Origin of the sequence: Ancylomarina sp. 16SWW S1-10-2 (assembly GCF_009669305.1) — a bacterium.
Lineage (GTDB): Bacteria > Bacteroidota > Bacteroidia > Bacteroidales > Marinifilaceae > Ancylomarina.
The window spans coordinates 1-1,590 of record NZ_SADB01000059.1; the positions used below are offsets into that span (position 1 = coordinate 1).

3 protein-coding genes and 1 pseudogene are annotated in these 1,590 nt (G+C 45.5%); all 4 read left to right on the forward strand.

What is annotated here, in order from left to right; all coding sequences use genetic code 11:
* Positions 1 to 37: 37 nt before the first annotated feature.
* Positions 38 to 127, forward strand: a pseudogene (locus EMN46_RS20555) (ead/Ea22-like family protein); the annotation flags it as partial.
* 17 nt (positions 128 to 144) lie between these two features.
* Positions 145 to 693, forward strand: coding sequence for an ead/Ea22-like family protein (locus EMN46_RS18460; protein WP_001289873.1), 549 nt, complete (start codon positions 145 to 147; stop codon positions 691 to 693).
* Between the two features lie 191 nt (positions 694 to 884).
* On the forward strand, positions 885 to 1,166 hold the full coding sequence (locus tag EMN46_RS20560; RefSeq protein ID WP_368667582.1) for a hypothetical protein: 282 nt from the start codon (positions 885 to 887) through the stop codon (positions 1,164 to 1,166).
* Positions 1,167 to 1,461: 295 nt separating this feature from the next.
* Positions 1,462 to 1,590, forward strand: a 129-nt coding sequence (locus EMN46_RS18470; RefSeq protein ID WP_275942920.1) for an excisionase, incomplete at its 3' end; no start/stop codon positions are given.

Genomic DNA, 1,590 nt, shown 5'->3' on the forward strand with positions numbered 1-1,590 from the left:
AGGATCTGGAACTTATCAGTAAACAGAGAGGTTCGAAGTGAGCGAAATTAACTCTCAGGCACTGCGTGAAGCGGCAGAGCAGGCAATGCATGACGACTGGGGATTTGAGGATCTGGAACTTATCAGTAAACAGAGAGGTTCGAAGTGAGCGAAATTAACTCTCAGGCACTGCGTGAAGCGGCAGAGCAGGCAATGCATGACGACTGGGGATTTGACGCAGACCTTTTCCATGAATTGGTAACACCATCGATTGTGCTGGAACTGCTGGATGAACGGGAAAGAAACCAGCAATACATCAAACGCCGCGACCAGGAGAACGAGGATATTGCGCTAACAGTAGGGAAACTGCGTGTTGAGCTTGAAACAGCAAAATCAAAACTCAACGAGCAGCGTGAGTATTACGAAGGTGTTATCTCGGATGGGAGTAAGCGTATTGCTAAACTGGAAAGCAACGAAGTCCGTGAAGACGGAAACCAGTTTCTTGTTGTTCGCCATCCTGGGAAGACTCCTGTTATCAAGCACTGCACTGGTGACCTGGAAGAGTTTCTGCGGCAGTTAATCGAACAAGACCCGTTAGTAACTATCGACATCATTACGCATCGCTATTACGGGGTTGGAGGTCAATGGGTTCAGGATGCAGGTGAGTATCTGCATATGATGTCTGACGCTGGCATTCGCATCAAAGGAGAGTGAGATCGGTTTTGTAAAAGATAACGCTTGTGAAAATGCTGAATTTCGCGTCGTCTTCACAGCGATGCCAGAGTCTGTAGTGTCAGATGATGACCGTACTCAAACATCGGGTTGAGTATTATCTTACTGTTTCTTTACATAAACATTGCTGATACCGTTTAGCTGAAACGACATACATTGCAAGGAGTTTATAAATGAGTATCAATGAGTTAGAGTCTGAGCAAAAAGATTGGGCGTTATCAATGTTGTGCAGATCCGGTGTCTTGTCTCCATGCAGACATCACGAAGGTGTTTATGTAGATGAAGGTATAGATATAGAGTCGGCATACAAATATTCCATGAAGGTTTATAAGTCTAATGAAGACAAATCCCCATTCTGCAATGTGCGAGAAAGCACTCGCGGGGATTTATTTTATCTGAACTCGCTACGGCGGGTTTTGTTTTATGGAGATGATAAATGCACTTCCGAGTATTAAACCCAATATTACATAACAATCCTCGCACTCGCGGGGATTTATTTTATCTGAACTCGCTACGGCGGGTTTTGTTTTATGGAGATGATAAATGCACTTCCGAGTCACAGGAGAATGGAATGGAGAGCCATTCAACAGAGTTATCGAAGCGGAGAACATCAACGACTGCTACGACCACTGGATGATATGGGCGCAGATAGCACATGCAGACGTAACCAATATTCGAATTGAAGAACTGAAAGAACACCAAGCCGCCTGATGGCGGTTTTTTCTTGCGTGTAATTGCGGAGACTTTGCGATGTACTTGACACTTCAGGAGTGGAACGCACGCCAGCGACGTCCAAGAAGCCTTGAAACAGTTCGTCGATGGGTTCGGGAATGCAGGATATTCCCACCTCCGGTTAAGGATGGAAGAGAGTATCTGTTC